The following is a 24142-nucleotide window of genomic DNA, read 5'->3' on the forward strand; positions in this document are numbered from 1 at the left end:
CCGTCAGCCGAGGCCGTGCCGCTGGGCGTACTGGGCGGCGGCGACCCGGTCGCGCGAGCCGGTCTTGGTGAAGACCCGGTTGATGTGCGTCTTCACGGTGTTGTGGCTGAGGAAGAGCGCGCCGGCGATCTCGGAGTTGGTCAGTCCGCGCGCGATGAGGGTGAGGATCTCCGCCTCGCGCCGGGTGAGACCGTCGGGCAGCTCCCGCGGCCGCTCGGCGGCCACGGCCTCCTCCTCCCGCGCCGCCGCGGCGCTCGCCGCGGCCAGCAGGGTGGCCTGCACCTGCGGGTGCAGCACGCTGAGACCGGCCACGGCGCTGTGCAGGGTCTGCGCGATGTGCAGCCGGTCGGCGTCCTTCGTCAGATAGCTGCGGGCCCCGGCCCGCAATGTCTCCAGCACCGAGCGGTCGTCGGCGTAGGTGGTGAGCACCACGATCGCCACCTCCGGGTGCTCCGCGGTGAGGCGCCGCGTCGCCTCGATGCCGTCCATCACGGGCATGTGCAGGTCGAGCAGGATCGCGTCCGGGCGGTGCTCGGCGACCTGGTCCAGCGCCTCCTCGCCGTTGGCCGCGGAGCCGACCACGTCGATGTCCGGGAGCAGGTCGAGCATCAGCACCAGCCCCTCCCGCACACTCGCCTGGTCGTCGGCGACGACCACCCGGAGCGCCGTCACCGCGGCACCCGCGCCGTCACGACCCAGCCGCCGTCGGCCGGGCCCGCGGTGAGCGTGCCGCCGACCAGCAGCAGCCGCTCGCGCATCCCGGTCAGGCCGTAACCGCCGTCCACGGTGGCGAAGGCGGGCCCTCCCTCCGACGCGCGGTCCTCGTCGAGCGCGTTGCCGACCGCGAGCGTCACGTCGTCGTCCTCGTGCCGGATGCGGAGGGTCACCGGCTGACGCGGGGCGTGCTTGGCCGCGTTGGTCAGGGACTCCTGCGCCGTGCGCACCAGGCACAGCGTCTGCTCGGAGGGCAGCGGTACGGGGCTGCCCTCGACGGTCAGCTCGACGGCGGTGCCGTGCCGCTGCCGGTGGGTGGCGGCCATCGCGGCGAGTTCGTCGTCCAGCGGCAGGGAGTCGGTGCGCAGCGCGTGCACCGCGCGCCGGGTCTCGCCCAGCCCGTCGGAGGCGATCCGCTGCGCCACCGTCAGCACCCCCACGGCACGGTCGACGTCCCCGTGGTCGGTCAGCAGGGCGCGGGCGGCCTGGATCTGGATGCCGAGCGCGCCCAGCGAGTGCGCGAGTACGTCATGGATCTCGCGGGCGATACGGGTCCGCTCGTCCAGTACGTCGGCCCGGCGCTGCTCCGCCCGCAACCGCTCGAGCTGGACGACCATCGCGGCCGACTGCTCGGCCCTGAGGCGGTACGCACGACGGTTGTGGCCCATCAGCAGCCCGATGACCAGCAGCAGCGGATAGCCCACGGCGGCCTCGCCGCCCGCCCCCGCGACCAGCGCGCCGGTCTCCACGGCCAGCACCCCGGCCCCGGCCACCGTCCACCCGGCGGCGAGCGGTGTCTCGCTGCCCGCCTCCACCGTGGCCATCATCGCGAGGGCCACCATCGAACCGGCCCCCGGCACCGCGCACACCGCGCCCGACGTGACGGTGAGCGCACCCAGCACCCACGGCAGCCAGACCGACCCCCGGCCCGCGGTGCCTTCCGGGTCCCCGCTCCCGGCCCGCAGCGCGAGGGCGGCCCAGACGGCCATCATCAGGCCGCCGAACGCGTACGCCCCGACCATCAGCTGCAGGGCCACCGGCCCGTACGAGCCCCGCGCGAAGACGTCGGCGCCGACCACGGCGTACGCGCCCGCCCGGATCAGCCAGAACACCGTACGCAGCACATCCGCACGATAACCCCCCGCCACCGCGGACCACCCCTGCGTGCTCATCGTGCTTCGCCTCCTCCGGCGTCGACTGGTGGCGACGCTACGGACGGCGGCGGGGGTCCCGCGTCACACCAGGAGGTGACCGGCGGGGTGATCTGCGGGGTGACGCGGGGGCCGGGCGGCGCCACGCTCTCACACCCGGCCTCACCCGCGCTCTCACCTCGGATCTCGCCCCGCGCTACGGCGCCCCGGACCCGCTCGTGGGCCGAGTCTGCGGGGGTCAGCAGGATCCGTACCGACCGAAGGGCGAACCCGCCATGTCCGGCCTCACCCAAGCCATGATCATCAACGCCGCCGTCCTCTTCGCCGTCCTGGAGGCGGATCTCGGCCCGCACCGCAAGATCGGCCGCTTCCGCATCCTGCGCCCGCTGCTGACGGCCTGCGGCATCGTGCCGCTGTACCTGAAGAACCCCAGCACCCACGGCGACGGCCTGATCCTGGAGATCGCCGCGACGGCCGCCGGCCTGCTCGTCGGCCTGTGCGCGACCCGTCTCACGCAGGTCTACCGCAGTCCCAGCACCGGCCGGGCGGTGAGCCGCGCCGGCTTCGGCTACGCGGCCCTGTGGACGGCCGTCGTCGGCGCCCGCTCGGCGTTCTCGTACGGCGCCGACCACTGGTTCGGCCCGCAGCTCGGCCACTGGATGGCCTCCCACCAGGTCACCTCGGACGCCCTCACGGACGCGCTGGTGCTGATGGCGGTGGCCATGATGCTCACCCGCACCCTGACGCTGGCCGCCCGCGCCGCCACCACGAACCGCCTGGCCACCGCCTGAGCGGGTTCCTACCGGACCAGGCGGTCAATTTCGTCTGCTTTGGACTGGCATGGTGGGGATTACCCGTCTTACGCTGAGTGAGGATGCTGCAGCTTCGGAGCGGAGACCCGAAGGACATCTGGTGGTACACCAACTGCACTGAGAAGGAGGTGGCTGGAATGGCCACCGAGTCGACTCACGATTCGACGACGCACATCGAGTCTCATCCGGACCTCATGGCGCTGCGCGGCCGCTACGCGGAGGCGTCAGCCAAACCGGTGGCCGGGGTCATCGAAGGTCTGTGTCTTCTGACCGGCCTGTACCTGGCGATCTCCCCCTGGGTCGTCGGGTTCAACAGCGGGACGATTCTCGGGTTCGGCCAGTTCGAGGCCCTGCGGGTGAGCAATCTGATCACCGGTATCGCACTCGCCGCTCTGGCCATGGGATTCGGCTCCGTTCTGGAGCGGACTCACGGGCTGGGCTGGGTCGCCGTCGTCATCGGCGCCTGGACGATCGTGGCTCCCTGGGTCGTGGCGGGCGACGCCGCCGTGACGAAGACCATCACCAACAACGCCATCGTCGGTGGCGTGGCCTGCCTGCTGGGACTGGCCACCATGGCCATGGGCATGGGCATGAGCCAGCGGATGATGAAGCGGCGCTCGCACTGACCCGCGTTCACCGGCCCGGGACAACCTCCCGGGCGCGCTGACCGCAACGGTCCCTGACGCGGCGGTACGGCGGCTCAACGGCCGTCCGTGCCGCCGCGCAGCATGGAGGCGGTGGCCGCCAGCAGCCCCATCGCCGCCGCCGTCGCGAAGACGATCACCAGGCCGTGGTGGAACGGCGCCGAGATCAGGTGCGGGAAGAACTCCTTGCCCGTCAGCACCGCCCGGTTGTGCGCGGGCAGGGTGTCCAGCACCCCGCTGGGGCCGAGCAGCGTCTGCACCGGGTTGATGCCGAGGAAGGCAGAGAACACCGTCGAGACCGGGGGCAGCGAGGCCGCGTGCTGGGCCACGTCCGGCGGGACGCCCTGGGCGCGCAGCCCGGTGTCCAGGGCGTGCGGCAGGCTGTGGGCCAGGCCCACGATCAGCAGCGAGAAGAAGATGCCGATCGACAGCGACATCCCGGAGTTCTGGAACGTCGAGCGCATCCCGGAGGCCGCGCCGCGGTCGGACGCCGGGACGCTGCTCATGATGGCCGAGGTGTTGGGCGCCGAGAACATCCCGGAACCGATCCCGTTCACCATGATCAGCAGCGCGAACGCCCAGTACGGGAAGGTGATCGGCAGCATCAGCAGGCCGAGGAAGCTGAGCGAGAAGACCAGCAGCCCGCCGGTGGTGAAGTACCGCACCCCGTAGCGGTCGGACAGCCAGCCGCACAGCGGTCCCGCGGTCAGGAACCCGGCGGTCAGCGGCAGCAGGAAGATCCCGGCCCACAGCGGCGCGTCGGCGAAGTCGTAGCCGTGCAGCGGCAGCCAGATCCCCTGCAGCCAGATGATCAGCATGAACTGCAGCCCGCCGCGGGCTATCGAGGCCAGCAGCGAGGCGGCGTTCCCGGCCGCGAAGGCCCGGTTGCGGAACAGCCCGAGCCGGAACATCGGCTGCGCCACCCGCGTCTCGACGACCGCGAACGCCACCAGCAGCAGCACCCCGCCGATCAGCCCGGCGAGCACCTTCGGGCTGGTCCAGCCCATGGTGTGGCCGCCGTGCGGCTGGATGCCGTAGGTGATGGAGACCAGCAGCAGCCCGCAGCCCGCCGCGAAGGTGAGATTGCCCCACCAGTCGATACGGGAGTGCTGCCGCGCGGAGATCTCGCGCAGCGAGCGGTACGCCCACACCGTGCCGAGGATGCCGAACGGCAGATTGACCCAGAACACCGCACGCCAGTCCCAGGCCGACAGCAGCCCGCCCAGCACCAGGCCGACGAACTGCCCCGACAGGCCCGCGATCTGGTTGATGCCGAGCGCCATGCCGCGCTGGTGGGCGGGGAAGGCGTCGGTGAGGATCGCGGCGGAGTTCGCCATCAGCATCGAGCCGCCCAGCGCCTGGACGATCCGCCAGCCGATCAGCCACATCGCCCCGGCGCCGCCGTGCGCGGGGTCGAAGGAGAGCGCGACGGAGGCGAGGGTGAAGACGACGAAGCCGAGGTTGTAGATCCGCACCCGGCCGACGATGTCGCCGAGCCGCCCGAGGGTCACCACCAGCACCGCGGTGACCAGCAGGTACCCCATGATCATCCACAGCAGGTAGCTGATGTTGCCCGGCGCGAAGGGGTCCAGGTGGATTCCGCGGAAGATCGCGGGCATCGAGATGATCACGATCGAGGAGTCCACGGTGGCCATGAACATCCCGAGGCTGGTGTTCGACAGCGCCACCCACTTGTAGCGCTCCGAACGCGCCCCCGCCGTACCCCCCGAGCCGCCGGAGGAGGCGGCCAGGCGGGTGCCGGACGGCTCAGACACGGCGGGCGATCCTCTCCAGCAGCGGGATGGCGGCGGCCAGTTGCTCCTGCTCGGCCGGGGTCAGCTCCTCGGCGATGGCGTGGGTCAGCCGGCGGGCGCGCTCGCGGCGGGCGCCCAGCAGGCCCTCCAGGCCCGCGGGGGTGAGCGACACGACGATCCGGCGGCCGTCGGCGGGGTCCGGAGCCCCGGCCACCAGGCCGCGCTCGCGCAGGGCCGCCACGATCGCGCCCATCGACTGCGGGCGGATGCCCTCGCGGGCGGCGAGTTCGGCCGAGGTGGCCGGGCCCTCGCGGTCCAGCCGGACCAGGGCCGAGGTCTGGGAGAGCGTCAGCTCCCCGTCCGGCCGCACCTGGCGCAGCCGCCGCACCAGCGGACCCAGGCAGGCGCGCAGGTCGGCGCCGATCCGGGCGGGCCCGTCGTCCGGCGCTGCGTCGTCCGGCGCCGCGCCGTCCGCCGCCGCGTCGTCCGGCGACCGGTCCGGCTCCGGTGGTGGGTTCTGCGTCCTGCCCCCGTCGATCGTCATATTCGCAGTATAAACTTATCAGTCCAGGCTTATGGTATAGCTGGACGCATGAGCGATTCCCTCATCGGTTCCCTGAGCGCCACCACGGTCCGCATGACCGGTCACGACGGCGACGAGATCGAGGCGTACCTGGCCCGCCCCGAAGGCGGGCAGCGGCGCGGCGGCGTCGTCGTCATCCACCATCTGCCCGGCTACGACCGGGCCACCAAGGAGATGGTGCGGCGCATCGCCGAACTCGGATACGACGCGATCTGCCCCAATTTGCACTACCGCGAGGCCCCCGGGGCCGCGCCCGACGACGCCGCCGCGACCGTACGCGCCGCGGGCGGCGTGCCCGACGCACGGCTGGTCGGCGATGTCGCGGGCTCCCTGGCGTACCTGCGCGCGCTGCCCACCGCCAACGGCCGGGTCGGCGTCATCGGCCACTGCTCCGGCGGCCGCCAGGCGGTGCTCGTCGCCTGCCAACTCGCCGTCGACGCCGCCGTGGACTGCTACGGCGCCTTCGTCACCGGCACCGTGCCCGAGGGCTTCCCGCTGAAGGTCACCAACCTCGTCGACCAGCTCCCGGCGCTGGGCGCCCCGCTGCTCGGCCTCTTCGGCTCGGCCGACACCCATCCCAGCCCCGACCAGGTCGCCGAGCTGGAGCGGATCCTGACCGAGCAGGGCAAGGACTTCGAACTGCACACCTACGAGGGCGCGGGGCACGGTTTCTTCGCCGTGGACCGCCCCGCGTACAACGTGCCCGCCGTCCAGGACGGCTGGGAGCGGATCGCCGCCTTCTTCGCCAAGCACCTGGGGGAGTGAGACCGACAGCATGTGTACGTACACGACCATCAAGGACACCGTCGACGGCAGCGCCAAGGGCCCGGCGAGCTCCTGGTTCCATGTCACCGACGTGACCGTCTACTTCGACCACCCCGTGCACGCCATGGCCGAGCACACCCTGAACATCGACTTCGCCGACCCCGCCAAGGGCCCCTCGGCCCGGGTCGCCGTCGAGCTGACCGCCGACTCGGCCCGCCGCCTGGTCGCCGCGATCCAGGACGCCCTGGCCGCCGTCCCGGCGGAGATGCAGCTCTAGGACCTGTCCGGTGGGCGCGGCCGCGGCTACGCGAGGGGCGGCGGCCCGCCTGCCGGGGCGAGGCGGGCCAGGTTCCGCTGGAGCGCCTCGGTCTCGGACGTCAGGTGGTGGGCCCGGGCGATCTCCAGGCCCTCGTCCCAGCACTTGCGGGCGGCCGCGTGGTCGCCGAGCTCGAAGTGCGTACGGCCGAGGATCTCCAGGACGTCGGCGACGGTGCCGCGATCGCCGAGCCGTCCGAGCAGGCCGAGCGTCTCCTCCAGCGCGGCGACGGCCTCGTCGTAGCGGCCCAGGGCGTGCAGGGCCTCGCCGAGGCTGGTGAGGGCGCGGGCGATGCTGGACAGCACCCCGCGCTCGCGCCACATCGCCAGCGCCTCGCGGTACCGCCCGGCGGCGGCCTCGGGGTCGCCCGCGCCGAGATGGATGTCGCCCAGCGTGCCCAGCACGGTGGCCACCCGGTCGTCGTCGCCGACGGAGAGGTCGAGCGCCAGCGACCGCTGCCCGTACTCCAGCGCGCGGTCGTACCGGCCCATGATCCGGTGCAGGCCCGCCAGGTTGTTGAGGATCGCCGCGTGGCCGCGGATGTCGCCCGCCGCCTCGAAGTACCGCTCGGCGAAGGTCAGATGGTCGAGGCAGGAGTCCAGCCGCCCGGCCATGCCGTGGGCGACGCCGAGCCTGCTGTGCATCCACGCCTGGCCGACGACGTCCCCGGTCTCGCGGACACACGCCATCGCCTCCTCCAGGCACGCCGTCCACTCGCCGGTCCACCAGTACGCCTGCGCGTAGCCGAACAGCCCTGCCGCCAGCCGCCAGGCCGCGTCCGACCAGCCGTGCGCGGCCGCCTGCCGGATCGCCTCCTTGATCGCGGGCAACTCCCGTACGCACCACCGCAGTGCGTCCTCGTCACTGCCGAACCGGGGCGCGGGGGCCGGGAGTTCGTCGTCCAGCGGCGGGATCGGGTGGCCCTCGGGGGCCAGGACGACCGCGCTGGCGTTGACCGCCGCCGCGTACCAGGCCACCAGGCGGCGCAGCGCCTCGTCGCTGTCGCGCGGCGAGACCTCCTCGGCCGCCCGGCCCGCCGCGTACTCGCCCAGCAGATCGTGGAAGGTGTAGCTGCCGTGCCGCGGGCTCTGCAGCAGATGCGCGTCGACGAGCGCCTCCAGGACGTCCTCGGCGGCCAGCGGCTCCCGGCTGAGCAGCGCGGCGGCGGACGCCGGGGCCAGCGGGTGGCCCGGCCACAGGCCGAGCATCCGGAAGGCCCGGGCCGTCTCGCGCTCGCCCTGCAGCGGGCTGTCGCGCATCGCCACGTAGCTCATCGCGAAGGTGTCCTGTACGGCCAGGCCGCCCGCCGACAGCGCGCTGAGCCGCCGTCCCGCGTGGTCGAGCCGCTCGGCGAGCGCGGTGAGCGGCCAGTTGGGGCGGGTCGCCAGCCGCGCCCCGGCGATCCGCAGCGCGAGCGGCAGGCCGCCGCACGCGGCCAGCACCCCGGCCGCGGCGTCCGGCTCCGCGGAGACGCGCTGCTCACCGCAGACGGCCGTGAGCAGTTCGTGCTGCTCGTCCGCGGTCAGCGGGTGCAGCGGCAGCCGTACGGCGCCCGGCAGATCGGCCAGCGTCCTGCGGCTGGTGACGATCACCGCGCTGCCGCCGCCGCCCGGCAGTAGCGGGGTCACCTGGGCCGCCTCGCCCGCGTTGTCCAGCACGAGCAGCACCCGCCGCTCGTGCAGCGCGTGCCGCAGCAGCGCCGCCCGGTCGTCGGGGTGGTCCGGCAGCGGCTGTCCGTCCTCGCCGAGGTCGGCCAGGAACCGCGCCAGCAGGTCGTTCGGCTGCCGCGCGCCCCCCGCGCCGAAACCGCGCAGGTCCGCGTAGAGCAGTCCGTCGGGGAACTCGGCCCGCAGCAGATGCGCCGCGTGCACGGCGAGCGCGGTCTTCCCGATGCCGCCCATCCCGGAGACGACCGCTACGCGCGGCGCGGCAGCGGGCAACGGACCGCTGTCGGCCGCCGCGCCGCCGGGGGCGGGGCCGCTGCCCTCTGCCGTCGGGCCGCCGAGCGCGGCGGGGACGGCGCCGTCGGCGGTGCCCGCGGTGCCGGGAGTGCCGGGCCCGGCGAGGGCGGCGGAGGAGCTGGGAGCGGCGGCGGTGCCCGGGCCGCTGGGGTCGGTGGAAGTACTGGGCGTGGCGTCGATGCCGGGGGGCGCGGGGACGCCGGGCGCGGTGAGCGCGCTGTCGGCCTTGGGCGTGCCCGGCGTGGCGACGGCGCGGACGTCGCGGGGCGCGCGCATCGCGTGTAGCAGTGCGGCCAGTTCGGCGGCTCGGCCGGTGAAGTCGCCGATGTCGGCGGGGAGTTGGGCGGGCGGGGTGCGGCGGGCGGGGGGATCGGGGGTGGAGTGGGGCGCGGTGGCGCCTTCCGCGGGCTCGGGTTCGCCGAGGGCGGCGTCCTCGGTGTCCGGCTCGCCCGCCGTTTCCTCCGTCGTCGGGGCCCAGCTCGGGGAGGTGGGCGGGGTGTTGGGGAGCGGGCCCTCCGGGGGCGGGGGCGCCAGGATCTCCTGGTACGCCTGCTGGACCGCGGGGCCCGGCTCGACGCCCAGTTCGTCGACGAGCGTACGGCGCAGCCGGTGGAAGGCGGCCAGCGCCTCGGCCTGGCGATGGGTGCGGTGCAGGGCGAGCATCCACTGGCGGTGGAAGGACTCCCGCAGCGGGTGTTCGGCGGTGAGGACGCCGAGTTCGGCGGTCAGGCCCTGGTGGTGGCCGAGGGAGAGTTCCGCGTCGAAGCGCCATTCGAGCACCTGGAGCCGGGCCTCGGCCAGGTGGGCGGCGTAGGCGCGCATCGGGTCGTACCGCACCGGCACGTCGGAGAGCGGGTCGCCGCGCCACAGCGCGAGGGCGTCCGCGCTGCCGCCGAGCACCGAAGGCCAGTCGTGGGCGCGGTGCGCGGCGCGGGCCGCCGCGTGGTGGCGCAGGAACACCTCCGCGTCCACCTCGTCCTCGGTGACGTCCAGCAGATAGCCGGGCGCCACCGCGCGCAGCCGGGAGCCCGCCCGGTCCGCGCCCGCACTCTCGGCGCCGGGGCCGCCGCCCTCGGCGAGCAGCCGCCGCAGCCGGGCCACGTGGTTGTGCAGCGAGGCGGTGGCGGTGGCGGGCGGGGCGTCGCCCCACAGGGCCGCCCGGAGCGCGTCGAGCGGCACCGCACGGCCCGGGGTGGCGAGCAACGCGGCCAGCAGCGCGCGGAGTTTGGCGGAGCCGACGGGGCGGGCGGCGCCCTCGTCGTCGGCCACGGTCACCGTACCCAGCAGGCCGAATCGCATCTCGTGGCCTCCCCGTGGCCGAGTAACCGTCCGGGGGAGTGCCGCGTCACGCCCGGCCCCCCCACGTCGCCCGGTCGGGAGAGCCCGCCAGAGCGGACGACGATGATCCGTTAGTCGTATGTTAGCCGCCGGTTGGCGCCCCTCTGCATCCTTGCTCCGTCGGGTCCGGCCCGGCGACGCGGGCGGGGCACACCCCCCGCACACGGGGGCTCAAGCGCCCGGCCGGACCCGAGACCAGGGGGAGTTCCCGCACCCGGGAACCACGAAGAGGGGGATGCACATGAACATGCGCACCATCGGCCGCCGGGTGGCCGTCACCGCCAGCGCCGCCGCGGCCGCCACCGGCATCGTGCTCGGCGGCGCGGGCGTCGCCAGCGCCGACACCTCGCACGGCGAGGTCTGGAGCTCCAACTGCTCCGGCAACTTCATGTCGAGCTACGACGGCGGCTGGCACGTCTACAACTCGATCGTCAACAACTCCCGTACGGCCAACTGCGCCGGGTGGATCGACGTCACCTGGAACGGCAACACGTCGAGCTGGGACGGCCTGCTGGGCTACACCGGCGTCCTGCCCGGCCAGCGCAACACCAGCTTCCCGCAGCCGGACAACTCGCCCGCGTTGGCCCGCGCCTGCATCCAGGCGTCCGACGACGCGCACGCCCGCTGCACCGGTTGGTGGTAGCAGGCACACGAACGCTCGCCCGTGGGGGGTCGAGCGGGAGCCCGGGGCGTGCGGCCCCGGGCTCCGTGCCGTGCCCGTCGGCGTGACCGGGGAGTTGTCACGCCGACGGGCACTCGCGCACTCCCATACGTATGACCGCGCCCCTGCACCCACATCTGCACGCGCCCTTGTCCGTACCTGAGCCCGCCGCCGGGACCGCCCCTGAGCCCGCCCCTGAGCCTGCCGCTCAGCCCGCCGCTCGGCCCGCCGCTCGGCCCGCCGCTCGGCCCGCCGGGACCGTCCTCCTGACCGCGCGCCGACACGGCGCCGACGCCCGGTGCGCGCGCTGTCAGCGCCGTGTGGGCGCGATGTCAGTGGTGCCAGGCACTCTGCTGTACATGAAGACGACGACGAGCACGGTGAACCCGCCGGTTCCGGCCCAGCGAGCGGCCCGCCCGGCCGACCGGGACGTGGCCGCGGCCGGCACCACGGCCGCCGCCGTGGAGGCGGTCAGTGCCGCGCCCGCCGCCGAGGCCCAGGGCGCCGCGCCGCGCGGCCCGCTCGCGGCCTTCGTACGGTTCGTCGTCTGTGGTGGCGGCGTCGGCCTGCTGTCCAGTGCCGTCCTGCTGCTGCTCGCCGGGCACGTGCCCTTCGCCGCCGCCAACGCGGCCGTGACCGTGGTGTCCACCCTCCTCGCCACCGAGTTGCACCACCGCTTCACCTTCGGGTCCGCGGGCGGCGGCCTGGCGGGCTGGCGGGTGCACAGCAAGTCGGCGCTCACCCTGCTGGTGGCGTATCTGTTCACCACCGCGGCCGTCCTCGCGCTCGGCGTCGTCCACCCGCATCCCGGCCCGCTGCTCTCGCAGGCCGTCTACCTGGCCGCCTCCGGCCTGGCCGGCATAGGCCGGTTCCTCGTGCTGCGGCTGCTGGTCTTCGCCCGCGGCCCGGTCCGCCCCGCCACGTCCACGCTGCACCGCGGCCGGGTGGCGGTGGCCGCCTGACCCCAGTGGCCGCCTGACCCACCCGGCCCGCGCTTACGGCCTCCCCCGCCTTCCCCGGCAGAAAAACCGGGGGAGGCCGTAACATCCCCCGGCTCCCGCCGCGTCGTAGAAGTGAGAGCCGATACGGGAGGGGGTGCGGGGTGCGGAAGGCGGAGACCGAGGCGTATCTGCAGTTCGCGGCGGTGCGCACCGGACACCTCTACCGTTCCGCCTGCCTGCTGGCCAGCGGCGACACCCATCTCGCCGAGGACCTGGTCCAGGAGACCCTCGGCCGGATGTACGTCGTCTGGGGCCGGATGGCGAAGGTGGGCAACCCGGCGGGGTACGCGCAGACCGTGCTGGTCCGCGTGTTCCTGACCCATCAGCGGCGGCGCAGCAGCAAGGAGCGGCCCAGCGCCGAGCTGCCCGACGGCCCCGCCGGGGCCGGCGGCGACGCGACGCTGCGGGTCACCCTGCTCGACGCGCTCGCCCGGCTGACATCCCGGGACCGCGCCGTCCTGGTGCTGCGGTACTGGGAGGACCGCAGCATCGAGGAGACCGCGGAGGCCCTCCAGGCGACGCCCGGCGCCATCCGCACCCGTTCCGTACGTGCCCTGGCCAGGCTCAGGACGGAGCTGGGCGGCAGCCTCGCCGAACTCATCGCCCACTGAACCGCCGCACCCCGGCGGCGACCACGACCGCTCCCGTACGACCGCCCCACCCCGCTCCGCCATGCCCTGAAACGCCCTGAACGGCCCCGCACCGCCCTGAACCGCCCCGCACTTCCCTGACCTGCCCCGACGAGCTACGAGACGGTGGACCACTTCCGTGCCTATCGAATTCGAGGACGAACTCGGCCAAGCGCTGCGCCGCACCGCCGACACCTTCCAGCCCGGCGACTCCCGCTCCCTGGTGGACGACGGGCACGCCCACGGCCGCCGGCTGCGCCGCCGCCGCACCCTGATGGTCGCCGCGGGCGTCGCGGCGTTCGCGACGATCGGCGTCGGCGGCGTGCTGGCGGGCACGCTGGCCAAGAGCGACGGCGCGAAGAACAGCGGTGCGGCCTCGGCGCCCGCCCGTCCTTCCGCCGCCCCGGCCACCGCGACGACCCACCCGGCCGCCGCCCGCCCGCCGATGAGCGCCAAGCAGGTCGCCGACCTGTTCGTCGCGATGCTGCCCAAGGGGCACGCGACCGTGCTGCCCGACGGGCGCGGCACCGAGGAGGACATGCCCGCCGTGAACATCCTCTTCGACGCGGGCAAGGGCCCCGGCGCCGTCGGCGCGTACGCCCAGCGCGACGGCAACCAGCCCCAGGGCTGCCCCGACCCCAAGCTCAACCCCGGCATCGAGTGCTCCATCACCCATGTGCACGGAGGGACGCTGGAGATCTTCAAGGGGTACGAGTACCCGGACCACCGCGGCGGGATCAAGGACTGGACGGCCACCTTCTACACCGCCGCGGGCGCCGAGGTCGGCGTCAGCGAGTGGAACGCCACCGCGGAGAAGGGCGCGCCGCGCAGCCTGGTCAACCCGCCGATGACCGCGGCCCAGCTGGGCGCCATCGTCACCGACCACCGCTGGCAGCAGGTGATCGACGCCATTCCGCCGCTCGACAGGAAGCCCGGTTCGAAGGCGTCCCTCGACACGGGAAAGCGCAGCTCCTGACGGTTTTCCGGCCCCCGTCGGCCCGAGCCGGCGGGGGTGGGGGCTTCCCGTTCACGAGCTTTTTGCGCATGCTTTGAGTACCCGGGTGCCGTCGGCGACGGCTTTCGGGTGACAATGCGATGTCGAGGGAAAGCCATTTCGGCCCCCTGAACGAAACGAAGCGAGGATCTCCATGTTGCGAAACGGGCTGGAGCCGTGGCACCTGATCGTGGTGGCGATCGTCGTCATCCTGCTGTTCGGCTCCAAGAAGCTGCCGGAGGCCGCCCGCGGTCTCGGTAAGTCGATGCGCATCCTGAAGTCCGAGGCGAAGGCGATGAAGGCCGACGACGCGCCCTCCGCCGCCCCGGCGCCGACGGCGACGCCGACCCCGGCCCCCGAGGCGATCACCCCGACCGACGTGGTGACCGCGAGCGAGACGACGTCTGCCGCGCAGCCGCAGCAGACCACCACCGCCAAGTAGCCACCGGCCGAAGAGCGGAGCGAAGCGAAGCCGGGCGACGCCAGCCGTCGCCCGGCTCAGCCATGCCCGGAACCCGCCCTCCGGCCGGGCGCGTACGCCGGTGGTATCCCGGGTCACCGTTTCCGGGAACCGGCAGTGTTGATACGTTCCAGGCGTCCGGGAGCCGGAAGAGCCGGTGGGGGCAACGGGACCATGGGGGGCAGTGTGGTGACGGGGGCGGGCACGGGAGCCCATGTACCACCGGAGTTCGTCGCCGGATTCTCCGACACGCTCGCGGACATCTCGCGGAGCTGCCGGGCGCTCAGCCGTGGTGAGCGGGAGGGCCGCAGAGCGCTCGGTGAGCAGGCCGCCGACTCCGGCCTCGGGCTGCGCGAGGTGACCGCGGTCCACCTGGCCGCCGCCCGTCGCGCCTGGCCGCAGCTGCCCGGTGTCGCCACCGCCCGGGACGCGGCCGAGCTGCGCCGCGTCGGCAGCGCGGTGCTGGCCGCGCTGGAGGCGGGCGTCGCCGCCCTGGCCGAGGGCCACGAGCGCGCCCAGCGGCACGCGGTCCGCAAGGCGGAGACGGAGCGCAGGGCCTTCGTCGACGACCTGCTCTACGGCCGCAGCGACCCCGGACGTATCGCCGAACAGGCCGAGGGCTTCGGCCTGCGGCTCGCCGACCGGCACATCGTCGTCGTGGCGACCGCCCCGGAGGCCGGCCCGTACGACGAGTCCCACCCCCAGCTGCGCCGCGTCGAGCGGGAGCTGGCGGGCCGCTTCGGCGACCACGACGCGCTGATCGCCCCCAAGGACGGCCGTCTGGTCTGTATCGCGCCCACCACGCAGCAGCACGTCCTGGACGCCTTCGTGAAGGCCGTGGCCGCCCCGAGGACCGCCGTCAGCCGCCCCCACAGCGGCGCGGTCGGCGTGGTCCGGTCCTACGAGGAAGCCCTCAGCGCCTTGGACCTGGCCGACCGCCTCGGCCTGTCCGCCCCCGTGCTCAACGCCGCCGACCTGCTGGTCTTCCCGGTGCTCATGCGCGACCGCGCGGCCATGTCCGACCTGGTCCGTACGGTCCTCGGCCCGCTGGAGAGCGCCCGCGGCGGCCCCCTCCCGCTGCTGGAGACGATCTCCGCCTACGCCGCCGCCGGCTACGTCAACGCCGAGGCGGCCCGCCGCCTCGACCTCAGCGTGCGGGCCCTGTCGTACCGCCTGGAACGGATCGCCGCCCTCACCGGCTTCGACCCGGACGACGCCCTCCAGCGCTACACCCTGGAGACGGCCGCGCTCGGCGCCCGCCTCCTGGGCTGGCCGGTCACCCCGCTGTGATCGGACGCGCGCCCGCGCCCGCCTCCTCGGCCGGGCAGGCCACGGCGTCGGCGTCCGCCTCCGTCGGGCAGCTCTGGTCCTCCTCGGCGCGGGCCTCGTCGCACTCCGTCTTGAGACCGGCGCTGATCGCCAGGCCGATCTCGCGGAGGGTCTCCAGCTGGTGCGGGGTGAGGACGTCGAAGAGGTGCTCGCGGACGGCGGTGACATGGCCGGGGGCCGCGGCGGCCAGCGCGGCGAAGCCGGTGTCGGTGAGGGAGGCCACCCAGCCGCGGCGGTCGCCGTCGGCGGGGCTGCGCACCACCCAGCCCTGCTTCTCCAGCGCCGAGACCGCGTGGGACAGACGGCTGCGCGAGGACTGGGACGCCTCGGCCAGCTCGCTCATCCGCTGGCAGCGGCCCGGCGCCTCGGACAGCCGCACCAGGATCTCGTAGTAGGCAATGGGCATGCCGGACTCCCGGCGCATCTGCTGGTCTATATATGCCGAGAACTGCACGTTCGCGGTCATATACGCCCGCCAGATCTCCTGCTCGGCACTACTGAGCCAGCGCACATCGTCCATGGCCCCATCATACCGGTGGTTGAACTCTCAACACCCGCGAGTTATGGTTGGTGAGCGCTCAACCAATACCCTGGTTACCGCTGAGACCGTACGAGGAGTTCCCATGACCACGCAGACCGAATCGATCCCCGGCTACGTCGCTGGCAAGTGGGCCATTGACGCCGTGCACTCCGATGTGTCCTTCTACGTCCGCCACCTGGGCGTCTCCAAGGTTCGCGGCCACTTCGCGAGCTTCGAGGGCACCATCGTGACGGCGGAGAACCCGCTGGACTCCACCGTCTCCGCGGTGATCAAGACCGGTTCCGTCTCCACGAACAACGAGTCGCGGGACGCCCACGTACGCAGCGCGGACTTCCTTGACACCGAGCAGTTCCCCGAGATGACCTTCACCTCCACCGCGATCCGCGCCGAGAGCGCCGCGGTCTTCCAGGTGGACGGCGAGCTCACCCTGCACGGTGTGACCAAGCCGGTCACCCTGGAGCTCGAGCTCAACGGCTTCGGCACCCACTACGAGGGCCACGCGATCGCCGGCTTCTCGGCCGCGACCGAGATCAGCCGCAGCGCGTTCGGTGTCACCGGTGGCGCCGCCGGTGCCGCGGTCAGCGACAAGATCCGTATCGCCCTGGAGATCGAGGCGACCCAGGCCTGACGCGTCGCCGCGCGGATCCGCGCAGCTCGCAGCCGCCTTCCGGCCGTCCCCCGCACCCCGTGCGGAGGGGCGGCCGGCGCCGTTTTCCGGGCCGGTGACGCAGCGCCGCACCCCGCGGTTGCAGCCGCCAACCGGACGTCTGGAGGGTGTCAAGACTGCCGGGAACCGGCAATGCCGACTCCTGGCACCTGGTGCCACTATCTGCGTGGCGGTCGGAAGGCCGGGAAGGCAGCAATGGGGGGAGGCGCACGGGGATGGGGGAGTTCACCGGCGTCGTCCTCGGCTTTCCGACCGTGCTGTTCAGTGGGGCGCTGGTGGTCGTGGTCGGCTTCTGGGGACTCGTGCTCGTCGGCGGAGCCGACGCCCACGGCCCCGGCCACCACGGCGCCGGCGGCCACCACGGCCCCGCTCACCACGGCCCGGCCTCTCACGGCCCCGGCCGCGACCACGAGGCCCAGCGCGAGACCGGCCTGCTGGCCAGTGCCGGACTGGACGGCGTGCCCGTCACCGTCGTGTGCTCGCTGCTCATCGCCTTCGCCTGGTTCCTGAGCCTGGCGGGATCCGCCGCGCTCGACGGCGCGGGGGTGCACGGCGTGCCACGCGCCCTCCTCGACTGCGCCGTACTGATCGGCGCCCTCGTCGGCTCCTGGTCGGTGACCTGGGTGCTGGTCCACCCGCTGCGGCGGCTCTTCCCGCACGAACGGGCGCCCTCCCGCGAGGACTTCGTCGGCCTGCTCTGCACCATCCGCACCGGCCGCGTCACCAGCGGCTTCGGCCAGGCCGAGGTCACCGCCGACGACGGCTCCACCGCCGTCGTCCAGGTCCGGCAGAGCGGTGCGGACACCTTCCCCGCGGGCAGCACCGGGCTGCTCTACGCGTTCGAACCCGACGGCGAGTTCTTCTGGGTCGCGCCCTTCGACCCCTCCGTCACCTGAGAACCACCACCGTCACCCGAGAACCACCACACCTACCACCCGTAGATCTTGAGGATCCGCCATGGATGCCACCGCCATCGGGATCGGCGTGCTCTTCGCCGTTCTCGCGCTCATCGCCCTCGGAGTGCTCTTCACCGTGAGCCGCCTCTTCCGCAAGGTCGAACAGGGCCAGGCGCTGATCATCTCCAAGACCAAGCAGGTCGACGTCACCTTCACCGGGGCGGTGGTCCTGCCGGTGCTGCACAACTCCGAGCTGATGGACATCTCCGTCAAGACGATCGAGATCCAGCGCACCGGCCGCGAGGGCCTGATCTGCCAGGACAACATCCGGGCCGACATCCACCTCACCTTCTTCGTCCGCGTGAACAAGACGAAGGAGGACGTGGTGAAGGTCGCGCAGGCGATCGGCACCGAACGGGCCAGCCACCAGGAGACCTTGCAGGCGCTGTTCAGCGCCAAGTTCTCCGAGGCGCTCAAGACCGTGGGCAAGCAGCTGGACTTCGTCGACCTCTACACCCACCGCGAGCACTTCCGCGACCAGATCATCCAGGTCATCGGCACCGACCTCAACGGCTACCACCTCGAGGACTGCGCGATCGACTTCCTCGAGCAGACCCCGATGACCCAGCTCGACCCGGCCAACATCCTCGACGCGCAGGGCATCAGGAAGATCACCGAACTCACCGCGATCGAGCACGTCCGCACCAACGACTTCCAGCGCACGGAGCAGAAGGAGATCACCCGGCAGAACGTCGAGGCCCGGGAGACCATCCTGGAGCTCGAACGCCGCCAGGCCGAGGCCGAGATCAAGCAGCGCCGCGAGGTCGAGACGCTGCGCGCCAAGGAGGAGGCCGTCACCGCGCGGGTGCAGGAGGAGGAACGCCTGGGTTCCCAGGGGGCGTTCATCCGCACCGAGGAGCAACTGGGCGTCCAGCGCGAGAACCAGCAGCGCGAGGTGGCGGTCGCCCAGAAGAACCGCGAGCGGGTCATCGCGGTGGAGAACGAGCGGATCGAGAAGGACCGCGTCCTGGAGGTCATCGCCCGCGAGCGGGAGACCGAACTGTCCAGGATCGCCAAGGACAAGGAGGTCGAGGCGGAGCGCCGCGAGGTCGCCGACGTCATCCGGGAGCGGATCGCGGTCGACCGCACCGTCGCCGAGCAGGAGGAGTCGATCAAGGCGCTTCGGATGGTGCAGGAGGCCGAGCGCGAGCGGCAGGCGCTGGTCATCACCGCCGAGGCGCAGGCGCAGGAGCGGCTGGTCAAGGACATCAAGGCAGCCGAGGCCGCCGAGCAGGCCGCGCAGCACAAGGCGCGCGAGGCGCTCACCATGGCCGAGGCCCGCAAGCGCGCCGCCGAGCTGGACGCCGACGCCAAGATCCGGCTCGCCGAGGGCGTACGGGCGGAGGCCGCCGCCGCGGGTCTCGCCGAGGTCGAGGTGCGCGAGCGCGGGGCGGAGGCGATCAGCAAGATCGGCCTCGCCGAGGCGCAGGCCACCACCGCCCGGCTCACCGCGGAGGCCGAGGGCTCGCGGCTGCGGGCGCTGGCCGACGCGGAGGGCACCACGGCCCAGGCGAAGGCCGAGGCCGCGATGATCGGCGAGAAGCTGCGCGCGGAGGCCGCGGGCCTGACCGAGAAGGCCGCGGCGATGGCCGCCCTGGACGACGCCTCGCGCGGCCACGAGGAGTACCGGCTGCGGCTCGCCGCCGAGAAGGACATCCGGCTGGCCTCGCTCGACACCCAGCGGCAGATCGCCGAGGCGCAGGCCACGGTGCTGGCCACCGGCCTGGAGAAGGCCGACATCCAGATCGTCGGCGGCGACACCGTCTTCTTCGACAAGCTGCTCGGCGCGGTCAGCGCCGGGCGCAGCGTGGACGAGTTCGTCGCCAGCTCCGACACCGTCCAGGCGCTCGCCCGCCCCTGGCTCGACGACGCGGGCCGCTTCACCGACGACGCCACCCGCGTACTGGCCTCCCTCGGCTCCGGCCAGCTCGGCAACCTGACGGTGTCGGCGGCGCTGCAGCAACTGCTCAACCAGCCCCCGGTCCCGGCCCCCGCGGCGCCGTCCAACGGCCTGGTGAAGAAGTAGCGGCGCGACAGGGCGAGTTGCGGACGTACCGGAAACGCGAGAAGTGCGGGAAGTGACGGAGATGACGGAGCAGAGCGCCGCGGGCAGCGGCTCGCTCGATGCCGGGACCTACGAGGTGCTGCGGGACCGCCTCACCGCCTCCGCGCGGCTGCTCGCGGGCTGCGCGGAGGAGCTGAACGCACGGCGGCAGGAGGTGTTCGGCTCCACCGACCTGCGGCTGGACGGCACCGAACGCCTCGGCACCGCCGCCCCCGCCCACCCGGCGGATCTCGCCGCCGTCGGCCCGTATCTGCTCTTCGCGGCGAATCCGGCCGAGGTGACGGACGTCGCCGACGTCTTCCAGGTGCGGCGCGGCGAGGAGCCGGCGGCCGCGCCCGGACTGCTCGACGACCCCGCGTTCGTACGGGACTTCGGGGAGCTGTACCGCTACTACCGCGAGACGCGGATGCTGCGGCTGCGGGTCGCCGAGGGGCGGCTGCTGGCCGTCTTCAGGACCGGCCCTTCGGCGGCGGACGTACGGGTGGTGAGCTGGCGGGTCGGCCGGGACGGCACCTGCGGATACGAGGGCACCGCACGGGAGTTCGGCGAGGAGGCGGCGGGCGACGGGGGGCCGTACGCCGTCGGATGGGCCGTGGCGAGCCGCGAGGACCATGTGCCGGGCAGGCACCCGCACCTCGCCCTGACCGCCGCGGACGGCGGCACCGTCACGGTGGCCACCACCGGCGGCACCCTGGCGATGCGGACCGGCGACACCTCGTACGAGGAACCCGTCGAGGACGCCCTGCAGTCGCTCGCCGACGGGGACATCGCGTACGCCGCCGTCGGCCCGCTGCTGCTGCTCCGCGTGCGCCCGTACCGGGAGAGCGCGGACCGGCATTTCGCCGTCAACACCCGCACCGGCGAGATCGAACGGCTCGACGCGCTGGGGCAGGCGTGCCTGCGGCTCCCCGACGACCAGGGCGTCGTCTTCCCCGGCGGCTACGCGCTGGCCACCGGCGGCACTCGCGCCTACGAAACCGGGCCGCGGGAGCTGGAGTTCGAGCGGATCGTGCGGTCGGCCAACGGCGAGGACGTGCTGTACGTCTTCCACGCCCCCGCCGACGGCCACCGGCTGCTGCTGCCGTACAACCTGATCCGCAAGGAGGCGGCGGCGCCGCTGCACGTCCAGGGCTGCGCGCTCTACGAGGACGGCACCCTGATCACCCTGCGCGCCGCGGACGGCGGCGAGCCCGCCCGGGTGCACACCGTGCAGCGCTGGCGCACCCCGTTCCTGTCCGACACCTACGCCGCCGCGCAGCCGGTGGGCACCGGACCGCTGGAACGCGTCGGCAACCCCGATCTCGTCCGGGCCGTCGCCGACAGCCTGTCGGTGGCCCGTACCGCGCTGTCGCTGGAGAGCGCGCCGACCGTGGCGGTGCACGAGGCGCTGGTCGCCGCGTGCGAGCGGGTGCTCGACCGCTACCACTGGCTGGCCGAGCCGGACACCGGCGAACTGGCCGCGCCGCTGGCCGAGGTGCGGGACACCGGGCGGCAGGTGCTCGCTGAGTACGCCCGGGTGCGGGAGCTGACCGCGCGGGCCGCCGAGGCCGTCGCGGAGACCGCGGCGCGGATCACCACGGTGGTACGGCAGGCGCGCGGCGAGGCGGTGAGCTCGGCCGCGCAGTGGGTCGAGCGGCTGACCGAACTGCGGCGTGCACAGGGCCGGTTGGTGTCACTGCGCGAGCTGCGCTATGTCGACACCGGGAAGCTGGACGCGCTCGCCGCGGGGCTCGACCGCGATCTGACGGAGGCCGCGGGCCGCGCGGCCGACCACTTCGCGCAGGCGGACGCCTTCGACGCCTACCGGGAGCGGGTCGCGGCCACCGCCGCCGAGGCCGCTGCGCTGCCGACCGCCGCGGACGCGGCAGCGGTGACCGCGGTCCTGGACGAGCAGGCGGCCGGGCTCGGCACGGTCACCGAGACGGTCGGCGGTCTGGAGATCGCCGACGCCACGGTCCGCACCCGTATCCTCGCCGCCGTCGCGGAGGTGCTCGGCGAGGTCAACCAGGCGCGGGCGCTGCTCGACGCGCGGCGCCGCGAACTGCTCGCCGCCGAGTCCGCGGCGGAGTTCGCCGCCGAGAGCGCGCTGCTCGCGCAGAGCGTCAGCGGGGCGCTGGCCGGGGCGGACACCCCCGAGCAGTGCGAGGAGCGGCTCGGCCTGCTGCTCGTCCAGGTGGAGAACCTGGCCACCCGCTTCGCGGCCGACGACGACCGGCTGGCCGCACTCGCCGCCCGCCGCGAGGAGATCCACCAGACCTTCGCCGCGCGCAAGCAGGCGCTCTCCGACGAACGCGCCCAGCGGGCCCAGCGGTTGGCGGCCTCGGCCGAGCGCGTCCTCGACGGCGTCCGCCGCCGGGCCGCGGCGCTCGGCACGCTCGACGAGGTCAACACCTACTTCGCCTCCGACCCGATGGCGGCCAGGCACCGGGGGATCGCGGCGGAACTGCGCACCCTCGGCGACCCGGCCCGCGCCGCCGAGTTGGAGGCCGCGCTCGCCGCCGCCCGCCAGGACACCGGGCGCGCGCTACGGGACCGGCTCGACCTGTACGAGGCCGGCGGCGCCGCGATCCGGCTCGGACGGCACCGCTTCGCGGTCAACACCCAGCCGCTGGACCTCGCCCTCGTCCCGCACGACGGCGGCCTCGCCTTCACCGTCACCGGCACCGACTACCTGGTCCCGGTCCGCGACGACGCCTTCGCGGCCACCCGCCGCTTCTGGGACCGCCCGGTGGTCTCGGAGTCGCCCGCCCTCTACCGGGCGGAGTACCTGGCGGCCACCCTGCTGCTCGACCGCGTCCCCGAGGGCGCCGACCTGGACGCGCTGGTCCGCGCCGCCGCCGCGGCCCGGCTCGACGAGGGCTACGAACGCGGTGTCCACGACCACGACGCCACCCTCCTGCTGACCGCCCTCCACCCGCTGGCCACCGCCGCCGCCCTCCTCCGCTACCCCGCGGCCACCCGCGCCGCCGCCCAGCTCTTCTGGACCCACGCCCCCACCCCACCCCAACGCACCACTTGGACCACCCGCGCCCGCTCCCTGACCCGGGCGAACGCCGCCTTCGGCGGTTCCCCGGCCTCCCGGGCCACCGTCGCGCTCGGCGCCCTGGCCGCCGAACTGGCCGCGGCGGCACGGGACTTCTTCGCGGCGACCGGCCTCGCAGCCGGAGGGCCGGACGCGGCGGACGCGGCGGACGCGGCGGACTTCGGGCTCGTCGGGGAGTACCTCGTCGAGGAGCTGGCCGAGGGGCGGGGCGGGTTCGTCGGCGGGGTGGGGGCACGGGGGGTGCGGGAGCGGTTCGTGGCGGCGCTCGGCGGGGTGCACGGGGTGCCGTACAAGGAGTTCGAGGAGGATCTGGGCGGGCTGGGCGGGGAGTTGGCCGCCAAGCAGCAGCTGGTGCGGGGGTGGCTGGGCGGCGTCGCCGACCAGGGGACGGGCGAGGGGGATCTGGCGGAGGCCGTCGCGTCGTTCGTGTGCGGGCCGGAGCTGGTGCGCCGCGAGTCGGACGCGCCGGTGGAGGTGACCGTGGAGGGGCTGCTCGGGGCGCACCCGCGGATCACCGGGCGGCGGATGACCGTACGGCTGGACGAACTGCTGGACCGCGTACGGCGGTTCAGGGCCGACGAGGTGCCCGCGTACCGCGCCTACCAGCGGCGGCGCGGCGAGGTGGTGGCCGCCGAACGCGACCGGCTGGGCCTCGCGGCGTACCGGGCACGGCCGTTGACCGGCTTCGTCCGCAACCGGCTGCTGGACGAGGTCTATCTGCCGCTGATCGGCGACAACCTGGCCAAGCAGTTCGGTGCGCCCGGCGGCCTGCTGATGCTGATGTCCCCGCCGGGATACGGCAAGACGTCGCTGATCGAATACGTCGCCGCCCGCCTCGGCCTGGCACTGGTGACCGTCTCGGGACCGGCCCTCGGCAGCGCCGTCACCTCGCTCGACCCGGACCGCGCGCCGGACGCGACCGCCCGCCGCGAGGTGGAGAGGATCAACTTCGCGCTGGAGCTGGGCTCCAACGTGCTGCTCCACCTGGACGACATCCAGCACACCTCACCCGAACTGCTGCAGAAGTTCATCCCGCTGTGCGACGCCCAGCGCCGCGTCGAGGGCGCGGCGGGCAGCTACGACCTGCGGGGCAAGCGCTTCGCCGTCTGCATGGCGGGCAACCCGTACACCGAGTCCGGCCGCCGCTTCCAGGTCCCCGACATGCTCGCCAACCGCGCCGACGTGTGGAACCTGGGGGACGTCCTGACCGGCCGGGACGACCTCTTCGCGCTCAGCTATGTGGAGAACGCCCTCACCGCGAACGACACCCTCGCCCCGCTCGCCGGACGCGACCGCGCCGACCTCGAACTCCTCGTCCGGCTGGCCGGGTCGGACCCGACGGCCCGCCCCGAGGACCTGGTCCACCCGTACCCGCCCGCCGAGCGGGCGCCGATCGTCGCGGTGCTGCGCCATCTGCTGCGGGCCCGCGCGACCGTGCTGGCCGTCAACGCGGAGTACATCGCCTCGGCCGCCCGCGGGGACGCCTCGCGCACCGAACCGCCGTTCCTGCTGCAGGGCTCGTACCGGAACATGAACCGGCTGGCGGCCCGTATCGTGCCCTCGCTCAACGACGCGGAACTCGACGCGGTCGTCACCGACCACTACCGCGCGGAGGCCCAGACGCTCGCCTCGGGCGCGGAGGCGGCGCTGCTCAAGCTGGCGGAGCTGCGGGGGACGGCGGACGCGGCCCAGGCCGCCCGCTGGGCGGAGGTGAAGGCGGCCTACCGCGCGGAGGCGGCCCGGACGCGGTGAGCGGCT

The 24142-nt window shown here is 73.9% G+C and carries 20 protein-coding genes; 14 read left to right on the plus strand and 6 right to left on the minus strand.

Going from position 1 to position 24142, the window contains the following annotated elements; translation table 11 throughout:
• Window positions 1-3 precede the first annotated feature (3 nt).
• Together AB0M29_RS27920 and AB0M29_RS27925 are read right to left on the minus strand one after the other, a co-directional pair.
• Window positions 4-672, minus strand: coding sequence for a response regulator transcription factor (locus AB0M29_RS27920; protein WP_365387385.1), 669 nt, complete (start codon window positions 670-672; stop codon window positions 4-6).
• Window positions 669-1886, minus strand: coding sequence for a sensor histidine kinase (locus AB0M29_RS27925; RefSeq protein WP_365387387.1), 1218 nt, complete (start codon window positions 1884-1886; stop codon window positions 669-671). The genes AB0M29_RS27920 and AB0M29_RS27925 overlap by 4 nt, the downstream gene beginning before the upstream one ends.
• Window positions 1887-2140: 254 nt before the next feature.
• Here AB0M29_RS27925 and AB0M29_RS27930 point away from each other — a divergent pair, with 254 nt between their 5' ends.
• Window positions 2141-2656 carry a hypothetical protein gene (locus AB0M29_RS27930; RefSeq protein WP_365387389.1) on the plus strand — a complete coding sequence of 172 codons (516 nt, stop codon included), beginning with the start codon at window positions 2141-2143 and terminating at the stop codon, window positions 2654-2656.
• A 158-nt stretch (window positions 2657-2814) separates the two neighbouring features.
• Window positions 2815-3303: an SPW repeat protein gene (locus AB0M29_RS27935; RefSeq protein ID WP_365387392.1), complete on the plus strand. Its 489-nt coding sequence runs from the start codon at window positions 2815-2817 to the stop codon at window positions 3301-3303.
• A gap of 74 nt (window positions 3304-3377) precedes the next feature.
• Here AB0M29_RS27935 and AB0M29_RS27940 read toward each other — a convergent pair whose 3' ends face one another.
• Window positions 3378-5072 (minus strand): MFS transporter, encoded by a 1695-nt coding sequence (locus AB0M29_RS27940; RefSeq protein WP_365387549.1) that lies wholly within the window; start codon window positions 5070-5072, stop codon window positions 3378-3380.
• Between the two features lie 16 nt (window positions 5073-5088).
• Window positions 5089-5619 carry a MarR family transcriptional regulator gene (locus AB0M29_RS27945; protein WP_365387394.1) on the minus strand — a complete coding sequence of 177 codons (531 nt, stop codon included), beginning with the start codon at window positions 5617-5619 and terminating at the stop codon, window positions 5089-5091.
• Window positions 5620-5667: 48 nt separating this feature from the next.
• On the opposite strand from AB0M29_RS27945, the gene AB0M29_RS27950 reads away from it, so the two are divergent.
• Together AB0M29_RS27950 and AB0M29_RS27955 are read left to right on the plus strand one after the other, a co-directional pair.
• A complete protein-coding gene (locus AB0M29_RS27950) occupies window positions 5668-6423 on the plus strand; it encodes a dienelactone hydrolase family protein (RefSeq protein WP_365387397.1) in 756 nt (251 codons plus the stop codon).
• A gap of 10 nt (window positions 6424-6433) precedes the next feature.
• Window positions 6434-6700: a DUF6295 family protein gene (locus AB0M29_RS27955; RefSeq protein WP_365387398.1), complete on the plus strand. Its 267-nt coding sequence runs from the start codon at window positions 6434-6436 to the stop codon at window positions 6698-6700.
• Window positions 6701-6726: 26 nt separating this feature from the next.
• Here AB0M29_RS27955 and AB0M29_RS27960 read toward each other — a convergent pair whose 3' ends face one another.
• Entirely contained in the window at window positions 6727-9999 is a 3273-nt protein-coding gene (locus AB0M29_RS27960) for a BTAD domain-containing putative transcriptional regulator (RefSeq protein WP_365387401.1), read from the minus strand.
• A 280-nt stretch (window positions 10000-10279) separates the two neighbouring features.
• Between AB0M29_RS27960 and AB0M29_RS27965 the strand changes: the two genes are divergently transcribed.
• The 6 genes from AB0M29_RS27965 (at window position 10280) to AB0M29_RS27990 (ending at window position 15073) form a co-directional block, all read left to right on the plus strand.
• Window positions 10280-10681, plus strand: a complete 402-nt coding sequence (locus AB0M29_RS27965) for a hypothetical protein (protein ID WP_365387403.1) — start codon at window positions 10280-10282, stop codon at window positions 10679-10681.
• 377 nt (window positions 10682-11058) lie between these two features.
• Window positions 11059-11661, plus strand: a complete 603-nt coding sequence (locus tag AB0M29_RS27970; protein WP_365387405.1) for a hypothetical protein — start codon at window positions 11059-11061, stop codon at window positions 11659-11661.
• Window positions 11662-11801: 140 nt separating this feature from the next.
• Window positions 11802-12311 (plus strand): SigE family RNA polymerase sigma factor, encoded by a 510-nt coding sequence (locus AB0M29_RS27975; RefSeq protein ID WP_365387408.1) that lies wholly within the window; start codon window positions 11802-11804, stop codon window positions 12309-12311.
• Between the two features lie 157 nt (window positions 12312-12468).
• Window positions 12469-13305, plus strand: coding sequence for a hypothetical protein (locus tag AB0M29_RS27980; RefSeq protein WP_365387410.1), 837 nt, complete (start codon window positions 12469-12471; stop codon window positions 13303-13305).
• Window positions 13306-13477: 172 nt separating this feature from the next.
• A complete protein-coding gene (gene tatA, locus AB0M29_RS27985; protein ID WP_365387412.1) occupies window positions 13478-13765 on the plus strand; it encodes a Sec-independent protein translocase subunit TatA in 288 nt (95 codons plus the stop codon).
• Window positions 13766-13957: 192 nt separating this feature from the next.
• The gene (locus tag AB0M29_RS27990) at window positions 13958-15073 is read left to right on the plus strand and encodes a helix-turn-helix domain-containing protein (protein ID WP_365387415.1); all 1116 of its coding nucleotides are present in this window, start codon (window positions 13958-13960) and stop codon (window positions 15071-15073) included.
• Here AB0M29_RS27990 and AB0M29_RS27995 read toward each other — a convergent pair.
• Window positions 15060-15632, minus strand: a complete 573-nt coding sequence (locus AB0M29_RS27995) for a MarR family transcriptional regulator (RefSeq protein ID WP_365387417.1) — start codon at window positions 15630-15632, stop codon at window positions 15060-15062. The genes AB0M29_RS27990 and AB0M29_RS27995 overlap by 14 nt on opposite strands.
• 103 nt (window positions 15633-15735) lie before the next feature.
• Between AB0M29_RS27995 and AB0M29_RS28000 the strand changes: the two genes are divergently transcribed.
• The 4 genes from AB0M29_RS28000 to AB0M29_RS28015 all read left to right on the plus strand — a co-directional run bounded on the left by AB0M29_RS28000 (window position 15736) and on the right by AB0M29_RS28015 (window position 24136).
• Window positions 15736-16281, plus strand: a complete 546-nt coding sequence (locus tag AB0M29_RS28000) for a YceI family protein (protein WP_365387419.1) — start codon at window positions 15736-15738, stop codon at window positions 16279-16281.
• Window positions 16282-16535: 254 nt separating this feature from the next.
• Window positions 16536-17216: a hypothetical protein gene (locus AB0M29_RS28005; protein ID WP_365387421.1), complete on the plus strand. Its 681-nt coding sequence runs from the start codon at window positions 16536-16538 to the stop codon at window positions 17214-17216.
• A 61-nt stretch (window positions 17217-17277) separates the two neighbouring features.
• Window positions 17278-19302, plus strand: coding sequence for a flotillin family protein (locus AB0M29_RS28010; protein ID WP_365387424.1), 2025 nt, complete (start codon window positions 17278-17280; stop codon window positions 19300-19302).
• 61 nt (window positions 19303-19363) lie between these two features.
• On the plus strand, window positions 19364-24136 hold the full coding sequence (locus tag AB0M29_RS28015) for a DNA repair ATPase (protein ID WP_365387550.1): 4773 nt from the start codon (window positions 19364-19366) through the stop codon (window positions 24134-24136).
• The last annotated feature ends 6 nt before the right edge of the window (window positions 24137-24142 follow it).

The organism is Streptomyces sp. NPDC051976, from assembly GCF_040680795.1.
Classification (GTDB): Bacteria; Actinomycetota; Actinomycetes; order Streptomycetales; family Streptomycetaceae; genus Actinacidiphila.